General features: G+C 71.3%; 9 protein-coding genes. 4 read left to right on the top strand and 5 right to left on the bottom strand.

The annotated features are described in order from the left end of the window. Positions 1 to 1801 (top strand): FAD-linked oxidase C-terminal domain-containing protein (locus tag ACWF94_RS25510; protein WP_453492882.1); only part of this gene is annotated, 1801 nt, incomplete at its 5' end. Between the two features lie 103 nt (positions 1802 to 1904). Here ACWF94_RS25510 and ACWF94_RS25505 read toward each other — a convergent pair. From ACWF94_RS25505 to ACWF94_RS25495, 3 genes are all read right to left on the bottom strand, one after another. Beyond that, a complete protein-coding gene (locus ACWF94_RS25505; RefSeq protein ID WP_453492880.1) occupies positions 1905 to 2477 on the bottom strand; it encodes a hypothetical protein in 573 nt (190 codons plus the stop codon). Next, positions 2474 to 3007 carry a hypothetical protein gene (locus ACWF94_RS25500; RefSeq protein ID WP_453492878.1) on the bottom strand — a complete coding sequence of 178 codons (534 nt, stop codon included), beginning with the start codon at positions 3005 to 3007 and terminating at the stop codon, positions 2474 to 2476. The genes ACWF94_RS25505 and ACWF94_RS25500 overlap by 4 nt, the downstream gene beginning before the upstream one ends. Positions 3008 to 3096: 89 nt before the next feature. After that, the gene (locus ACWF94_RS25495) at positions 3097 to 4074 is read right to left on the bottom strand and encodes a hypothetical protein (RefSeq protein ID WP_453492876.1); all 978 of its coding nucleotides are present in this window, start codon (positions 4072 to 4074) and stop codon (positions 3097 to 3099) included. A 218-nt stretch (positions 4075 to 4292) separates the two neighbouring features. Here ACWF94_RS25495 and ACWF94_RS25490 point away from each other — a divergent pair, with 218 nt between their 5' ends. Continuing rightward, positions 4293 to 5636 carry a helix-turn-helix domain-containing protein gene (locus ACWF94_RS25490; protein WP_453492873.1) on the top strand — a complete coding sequence of 448 codons (1344 nt, stop codon included), beginning with the start codon at positions 4293 to 4295 and terminating at the stop codon, positions 5634 to 5636. After that, on the top strand, positions 5633 to 5935 hold the full coding sequence (locus ACWF94_RS25485; RefSeq protein ID WP_453492870.1) for a GatB/YqeY domain-containing protein: 303 nt from the start codon (positions 5633 to 5635) through the stop codon (positions 5933 to 5935). The genes ACWF94_RS25490 and ACWF94_RS25485 overlap by 4 nt, the downstream gene beginning before the upstream one ends. Before the next feature lie 75 nt (positions 5936 to 6010). Here the strand turns inward: ACWF94_RS25485 and ACWF94_RS25480 are convergent, their stop codons facing one another. Continuing rightward, the gene (locus ACWF94_RS25480; protein WP_453492868.1) at positions 6011 to 6622 is read right to left on the bottom strand and encodes a TetR family transcriptional regulator; all 612 of its coding nucleotides are present in this window, start codon (positions 6620 to 6622) and stop codon (positions 6011 to 6013) included. A gap of 113 nt (positions 6623 to 6735) precedes the next feature. On the opposite strand from ACWF94_RS25480, the gene ACWF94_RS25475 reads away from it, so the two are divergent. Then, positions 6736 to 7278 (top strand): hypothetical protein, encoded by a 543-nt coding sequence (locus ACWF94_RS25475; RefSeq protein WP_453492865.1) that lies wholly within the window; start codon positions 6736 to 6738, stop codon positions 7276 to 7278. 62 nt (positions 7279 to 7340) lie between these two features. Here ACWF94_RS25475 and ACWF94_RS25470 read toward each other — a convergent pair whose 3' ends face one another. Then, a complete protein-coding gene (locus ACWF94_RS25470; RefSeq protein WP_453492862.1) occupies positions 7341 to 8198 on the bottom strand; it encodes a LysR family transcriptional regulator in 858 nt (285 codons plus the stop codon). Between the last annotated feature and the right edge of the window lie 352 nt (positions 8199 to 8550).

Genomic DNA, 8550 nt, shown 5'->3' with positions numbered 1-8550 from the left:
CGACGGAACGGTGGTGTCCGACAAGGCCGGGATGCGGGCCCTGTGGCGTATCCGCGAGGACGCGGCGGGCACCGCGACCCGCACCCCCGACGGAGCCGAGGCATGGCCCGGCTGGGAGGACTGCGCGGTGCCGCCCGCCCGGCTCGGCGCGTATCTGCGCGATTTCCGCGCGCTGCTCGCCGCGCACGGGCTGCGCGGGACGCCCTACGGGCACTTCGGGGACGGCTGTATCCATGTCCGTATCGACTTCGATCTGCTCACCGAGCGGGGCGTACGGGCGTTCCGCGCCTTCTCCGACGAGGTCGCCGACCTCGTGGTCGCGCACGGCGGATCGCTGTCCGGCGAACACGGCGACGGGCAGGCGCGCGCGGAACTGCTGCCGAGGATGTACGGCGATGAACTCGTGGCGCTCTTCGGCCGTTTCAAGGACCTGTGGGACCCGGACGGTGGCATGAACCCGGGGATGCTGGTACGCCCCGACCCCCTCGACTCCGGGCTGCGGTTCGCCGTACTGCCGAAGGAGCCGGTCGACACCGCCTTCGGCTACCCCGGTGACGGCGGGGACTTCCGGGCCGCCGTCCGGCGGTGCGTCGGCGTCGCCAAGTGCCGTACGAGCACGGTCTCCGGCTCATCCGTCATGTGCCCCTCCTTCCGCGCGACCGGCGAGGAGGCCCACTCCACCCGCGGCCGGGCGCGGCTGCTGCACGAGATGCTGGCCGGTGAGGTCGTACGGGACGGCTGGCGCTCGCCCGAGGTGCGGGACGCGCTCGATCTGTGTCTGTCGTGCAAGGCGTGCCGCAGCGACTGCCCGGTGGGTGTCGACATGGCCACCTATAAGGCGGAGTTCCTGCACCACCACTATGCGGGGCGGGTGCGGCCCGCCTCCCACTACGCGCTCGGCCGGCTGCCGGAATGGCTGCGGGCCGCCGCCCCCTTCGCGCCCGTCCTCAACACCCTCGCGCGCGTGCCTCCGCTGGCCGCCCTCGCCAAACGCCTCGCGGGCATCGCCCCGCAGCGCCCCCTGCCCGCCCTCGCGACCCGTACCTTCCGCCGGTCACTGGGGGCCCGTACCGCCGGGAATCCCCTGATGGGCCAGACGGTGCTGTGGCCCGACACCTTCACGGAGTACCTCTCCCCCCAGGTCGGACTGGCGGCCGTACGGGTCATGTCGGCGGCGGGCCTCACCGTCGCCCTCCCGCCCGGCCGGGTCTGCTGCGGCCTCACCTATGTCTCGACCGGCCAGCTCGACCGGGCCCGCCGCGTCATGCGCCGCACCCTGGACACCATGGAGCCCCTGCTCGGCCTCGATGCCCCCGTCACCGTCCTCGAACCGAGCTGCGCGGCCACCCTGCGCACCGACCTCCCCGAACTGCTGGGCGACGACCCCCGCGCGGCCCGCCTCGCCGCCGCCGTCCACACCTTCGCCGAGACCCTCGAATCCCGTGCCCCCGGCTGGACCCCGCCGCCGCTGGACCGCGAGATCACCGGCCAGACCCACTGCCACCAGCACGCTGTCCTCGGCGAAGCCGCCGACCGCCGCCTGCGCGAGCGCGCCGGTCTGCGCGGCGAACTCAGCGGCGGCTGCTGCGGGCTCGCGGGCAACTTCGGCTTCGAGCGCGGCCACTACGACGTGTCCGTGTCCTGCGCCGAGGACCAACTCCTCCCCTCCGTCCGCGCGGCCCCCTCCGCGCTCCTCCTGGCCGACGGCTACTCCTGCCGCACCCAACTCGCCCACCTGACGGGCCGCCGCGCGCGCCATCTGGCGGAGATCCTGGCGGCGGGGCTTCCGCCAGGGCCCTGAGGGTGCGGGTGGCCCGGGGGCTCTGGACCAGCCCTCCCGCCCCGGGTCCTGCCAGACTCCGGCACCTGGGGCCCGGGGGTCCGCCCTCAATCGCCGGGCAGGCTCAATGTGCCTGCCCTGGTGCGCTTCGTCGGGAGGGGTCGGGCAGCCCGAAGTGGGTGGCGATGATCCCCATCGTCACGGCACCGTCCGCGTTGAAGTCGGGGTCGGTGTCGTACGCCGGGGTCTCCCGGCCGACGATCCCGGCGTCCAACAACTCCCGTACCAGCAGGTCTCCATGGCGGCGTGACTCTCGGCGGCGCCCGACGTTGAAGTAGGACTCCTCGAACCCGCCGCGGCTGTGCAGGAACTGGAACGGGTGCTCGCCGCAGTGCGGAACCATGTAGTTCTGCCCGTGCGGGCACGCGCACGCGGGGGTGGACGCCAGGAACACCGTCTCCACGCGGCCGGGTCCGCCGAACCGTTCGGCGTAGCGGAAACCGGTGATGTCACGGGCCAGGTCCATGACCGCACTGCCGTGCCCGGCGGACGCGTCGTGCGTGACCCAGCACCAGCCGTCCGAGGCGCCTGATGTGCCGGCCGGGTACATCGCCTCGGCGTACACACTGATGAGCGTGGGTAGGTCCAGGCCCCTGGCGTACGTGACATAGGTGTTCGGCGGGATCGGGCCGCTCACTTCGCCGTCACCTCGCGCGAGAGCGGCGGCGAGGGCAGGGAGAAGCAGTCGGCGATCGCCCTCACGAGCCGATCCTCGTCGTCGTAGTGATGATCGAAGCAATCATGGTCGTCGTCCGTATCCGCCTTCGCGCACCAGGCCCCCGGGCCTATGAGATTCGCGGCCAGCAGCTCGGCCGACATGTAGTCGGGGTTCTCGCCCACCCGCTGCTCGACGTCCTCGAAACTGAAGGAGAGCGTCCAGCGGCCGTCGCGCAGATACGTGAACGACGGCCCGTGCGCCTTCGCGCTGCAGGGCTCGGTCACGAACACCACGACCTCCGCCCCCTCGGGACAGACGCGCCCGTAGTCGGCCTCCTGGTAATCGTCGGCCTCGGTGATCATGTCGTGCACCACCCACGCCCACCCGCCCGCCTCGCCGCGCGCAAGCGGCTCACGGTGCAGTTCCCGCAGGCCCGCTGTGAGCGCTTCGAGGGACAGACCCCGGGCGAAGACCAGATTCACCTCGTGCCCGGGAAACGTATCGTGCATCCACCTCGTCATACCGAAACTCTAGATACCGGCACTGACAACCGCCTTCCATGCGGCCCGGCCCCAGGGGGCCGCGTTGGTCATTCGCGTCACCTGCCGAGTCGTTCGCCGGGCGTCGGCCCCGGCGTGAGCAGCGGCGCGCACTCCGGGCAGGCATAGAGGGTGTGGCCACGGGCGCCCGGCGGCTGGGTCCAGCCGATGGGGACAGCGGCGGTGGTGGTGCGGTCGCAGCGGGTGCAGACGGCGGTGAACGAGGCTGGCGCGGCGGTGGTGAGGGCGTCGGGGGTCATACGGGGACTCCCCGGGGTGGGCGGAGCAGCTCCAGCCCCGTGGGGGCGTACAGCAGACGACGGGTGGCCGGTACGGCGCGGAGCCGGAGGGTGTCGTCGGCGGGCGCGTACGGGCGTACGAGCCGGAAGTCCTCGCCCCGCAGCGGCGCCAGGCGCTCCCGGACATGCGCGGGGGTGGGGGTGCCCCAGGAGAACGTCCAGGGGGTGACCGGGAGAGGGGTGGGTGCGGGGGTCCTCGGCGGGGGGAAGTATCCGGTCCAGCATCCACAGCAGCGTGCGGGCGATCATCTGACGCATCTGGTGTTCAACTCCTCGAAGGCGGTGCGATGGGGGTCGGCCGGACCGGGTCAGTGGTTTGGAGAGGCCGGGCCGGGTCAGGGCTCTGGAGAGGTGCCTCGGCCCGGGGGGGCGGGACAGCAACGCGTCGATGTGGGCGCCCAGTTCGTGGTACTCCGGGGTGCTCCGGGTCGCGTCGGCCTCGGGGTCGCGGAACGCGAAGCTGTGCCCGCCGGGGTGCAGTGCGTAGAGCGTGCAGGCTTCGTCGTGCGGCAGGGGCTTTCCGTTGACGGCGGGGCAGTCCGGCAAGAGCAGGACGTTCTCCGGGGCTCGGTCGTTCACCCAGGTCGCCCACATCTCTCCGCCACGGGGATTGTTGAGCTGCCACACCAGGTCGTAGTGCATTCCGCCGTGGTGCTCTTCCAGCCCGCAGCGGAGAGAAGTCTCCACCTCCAGGGGATCACCCGCACCAGGAGAGGCCGCCAGCAGAAGTGCGGTCAAGGGCATGGGCATAACCGCCTGCGCCCCGCACATTCGCCGCTCGCCGACGTCATTCGATGTGGTGAACATGGAGAACTCCGCTCTCTCGGCCCGCGACGAACCACCCAATCGGGACGCGGTGTCCGGGACCACGGCGGAACTGTCGTACTTCCGTTGCGTACTTGCTGCACGGGCTACGCTGAGCTGGGAAGTCCGCGCCCGGCTACGGAGGCCCGACCATGACGTCGAAACGGCATCGGCTTGTGCAGCGCCGGAAGTCATGCGGCTACAGCCAGGAGTCATTCGCCGAAGCGGTCGGGGTCGATCGAACTACGGTTCACCGCTGGGAGGGTGGCAAGGCCCGGCCACAGCCGTGGATGCGTCCCGGGATTGCGAAGGTGCTGGGCCTGACAGCCGACGAGCTGGATTCCCTCCTCGTACCCGTCACGAGCACAGAGCCGACCTTTCCGGATGGCTGGGCGGCAGTGAGTGAACCCGGAAACGACGAGTTCGACGCCCTCGGACTCGCCCGACGCGTTCAGGCGAGCGATGTGGGAACCGAGACCCTGGACCGTCTTGAGCTGGCTTTTGACGAACTGGCCACGAGGTATCCGGTTTCCCCGCCGCAGGAACTCCTGGGGCGAGTGCGTACGCACACCTCGTACGTCGCCCACCTCCTGGGAGCGAAGAAGACCCTGTCCGAGCACCGGCGCCTGCTGGTGGTGGGAGGCTGGCTCTCGCTGCTCGGCGCCACCCTGCACATCGACCTCGACCAGGACGATGCGGCGACAGCCCGCTTGCGGACAGCCGCGACACTCGCCCGGCAGTCCGACCACAGCGAGATTCATGCCTGGTGCTTTGAGACAGATGCCTGGCGGGTGCTCACCCAAGGGGACTACTCCCGCGCGCTCGAACTGTCGCGGATCGCCCAGCGAATTGCTCCCGCCGGCAGTTCCGCGTCCGTCCAGGCGACTGCCCAGGAAGGGCGCGCGCGAGCCAGGCTGGGGCAGTCGGCGGAAACCTACGCCGCCATAAACCGAGTGCAACAGATGTCCGAATCCAAGGGCACGCCCGATCGTCCCGAACACCACTACCAATACGATCCCGGAAAGTCTCTCTCCTACACCGCTACCACCCTTGCCTGGGTCGGCGACCCGGCAGCGGAATCCCATGCGCGAGAAGTCATCGCACGCCTTTCTCCCGGCGACGATCTCGCCAAATGGCCCCGTAGGGTGGCCTCGGCCAATATCGACCTGGCGTTGACGCTCCTGGCAAGTGACCGACTGGACGAGGCATGCGATGCCGCGCAGCGGGCGATGTCGTCCGGGCGGGTGGTCCCGTCGAATCACTGGCGGGCTCTGGAAGTCGTCCGGGCAGCCGAATCGAGGCAGTTGCCGGAGGCTTCGGATCTGCGTGAGGCGTACCAGGCACTCAGGGGGGGGGCTGCTGAGTGCCTCGGGGCCCGCCCGGAAACCCGGTCGTCACATGCCCCGAGCCCCCATAGGGTCGCCGCATGTCGACTGAACCCACCTCAGACACTCCCCTCCGCTCGCGCCTGCGCGACTCCCTCCGGGTCGCCATGAAGGCGCGTGACCGGGTCGCCGTCTCGGTGCTGCGGTCCACGCTCGGGGCGATCGAGAACGCGGAGGCGGTCGTCCGGCCGGTGGACGTGGACCGGAATCTCGCGATGGAACTGATCCCCCGGGGGGTCGGGGCGGCCGAGGCCGAGCGGCTGGAGCTGACGGAGGGGGATGTGGTGGAGATCGTGCGGGCGGAGGTGGCCGAGCGGGAGGCCGCCGCGCGGGAGTATGAGGGCGCGGGGCGGGCGGAGCAGGCGGACCGGCTGCGGGAGGAGATCCGGGTGCTGGCGGCGCATCTCTGAACGGGCCGCCCAGTCCTCCCGCGCCAGGCGCCGGCCCCGCGCCGGCCGCGTATCTCCGGGAGCGCCCGGCTGCGGTCAGGCGACTGCCGGGGCGCCGGGGCGGGACGGGGGGAAGATCTGCCGGACCGCGGTGACGACGGCGGCCCGGCGGGCCGCGACGGCGGTGTCCCGGGCCTGCCGGGTGGCGGTTTCGGCCATCTCGGTCTGGGCGATCCAGGTGGTGGCGATCTGGTTGACGAGCGCGAGGACGTCGACCGGGTCCCAGGCCGGGTCGAGGTGACCGGCTTGCTGGGCCTCGCGTAGCTGCTCGGTCTTGCGGGCGCCCGCGGTGCGGGTGGGGTCGTCGGCGGGAGCTGTGGTTCCGTCCAGCTCCAGGCGTCCCCAGGCGATCATCCGGAAGTGCTCGGGGTGCTCGGTGAAGTAGTCGAAGAGGCGTCCCGCGTACCCGGGCAGATCGGTGGGGTCCATTCGGGTGGCCTGGGTGATGAGCGCGAGTTCGCGGCTCACGACGAAGCTGTAGAGCGCCTCCTTGCCGCGGAAGTGGGCGTAGACGCGCTCTTTGCTGGTGCGGGCCTGCTTGGCGATGCGGTCCATACGCGCGCCCGCGATCCCGTACTGGGAGAACTCGGTCTTGGCGGCGTCGACGATCCGGTCGCGGGTGGAGTCGGCGGAGCTTGTCGCGGGCATGGCCCCATCTTACCAAACCGAACCGTTCAGTTTGACGAAGGAGGCGGCGTCGCATACGTTCAAACCGAACAGTTTGGTTTGGCTCGGTGAGCCGGACCGGCGCACCGAGAGAGATGAGAACCGTGCTTACTCAGCAGCAGATCCAGGACATGTCGGCCCCCCTCCCCGCCGACTCCACCTATGTCGTGACGAACACCGCCGTCATGGACGCCCCGCTCGATTTCGTCTGGGAGAACCTGCCCAAGAACGTCGACATCAGCAGGATCATGCGGCCCTACCGAGGGCTGCCCGGCGCCGCGTCCTGGGTCGTCACCCAGGAGTTCAACGAACCGGGCTCCAACATCACGTACACGATGACGGACAGCAGCACGATCATCGAGACGATCTTCAAGCGCGACCCCGTCACGCGCCACTACGCCTACGGATACCTCCCGCCCGTGCCGGTCTTCGACTTCTGGCAGGGCAACCTCTTCTACTCCGCGACACCGGACGGCAGGACCGAGGTCGTCTGGCGGTACTGGCTCAAGCCCAAGGACACCCTGATCAGCAGGATCGGCGCACGCCTGCTGAAGCACCTCATCTGGAACGGCTACACCGCCAGGGGCATCAAGGGCATGAAGGCCGAGGTCGAGCGCCTCTACCGCGAGCAAGCGTGAACGACGGCAGTCCCCGTTCCCTTCCGCGCACCGCCTCCCGCTCCCCGGCCCGGCCGGCCCCGTCAGGCGTCCCGCGTCACCTCGCGCGCCAGGGAGATCAGCCCCGGCAGCGCCGGGTGGCTCGCCGAGGCCCGGTGGGCGAGGAAGACCGGGACGGGGGGTGCGTCGGGGAGAGGGCGGAAGGTGACCCCCGGGTGGGGGTGCATCTGGGCCGTGGAGGCGGCGGAGATGCCCGCGCCCCGGCCCGCCGCGATCGCGGTGAGCCAGTCGTCGGTGTTGGTGACCGTGATGCCGGCGGCCGGGCGGGCGTCGACGGGCCACAGGTCGAGGGTGGTGATGCCGGAGACCGGGTTGATGAGGACCGGGCCCGTGGCGAGGTCCGCGAGGGTGAGGCGGGGGAGGGCGGCCAGCGGGCCGTCGGAGGTGATCGCGGCGACGCGGGCCTCCATGAAGAGCAGCTCCGTCACCAGGCCGGGTGTCTCGACCGTCCCTCGCAGCACCGCCGCGTCGACCTCGCCACGGGCCAGCCCCGCCGTGCGGTCGTCGATACGGAGGAGTTCGAGCGGGGTCTCGGGGTGTTCGCGCTCCCAGCGCCGCAGCAGGGGCGTGGTGTAGGGGCCGAGGGCGGACCAGGCGTGCCCCAGCCGCAGGGGCCAGCGGCGCAGGCCCCCGGCGTCCAGGGCCGCGTCGAACGCGGCGACGGCGGCCGCTGCCTTGTCGCGGAACACCCGGCCCTCCGCCGTGAGCGCGAGATGGTGGGTGGAACGGTCCACCAGCCGGGTACCCAGCCGTTTCTCCAGGGCTGCCAGCGCCCGGGAGACCGCCGGCTGCGTCAGATGCAGCCGGGCCGCCGCCCTGGTCACGCTCATCTCCTCCGCGATGGCGAGGAAGGCCCGGAGGTGACGCAGCTCGATGCTCATGCGGCCGGAGCATAACCGCGCTCATCGGGCCGGAGCCTGACCACGCAGGGCGGCGCGCTCATGCGGCCGGAGCATAACCGCGCTTATGCGGCGGGAGCATAACCGCAGCCCAATCGGCATTTCACGCACTGGGCGGCAGCCCCTAGCTTGGAGGCTGCGGCCCCTCGCCCCGCAGGGGCGCGGCCAGTCGAGTCACCGAGCCAGAGGGAGCGTCCCGTGGACGAGAACCGCAGTCCTGTCGTCGCCCCGGCCGAGCCGGAGACCGCCGCCGCCCTCGCGGCCGGTACGGCGGCCACTACGGCGGCCACTACGGCGGCCACTACGGCGGCCACCTCCGGCCGCCGGGCCGCCC

It is taken from the genome of Streptomyces sp. NPDC055078, assembly GCF_053607985.1.
This window is presented reverse-complemented; position numbering and strand designations above follow the sequence as displayed.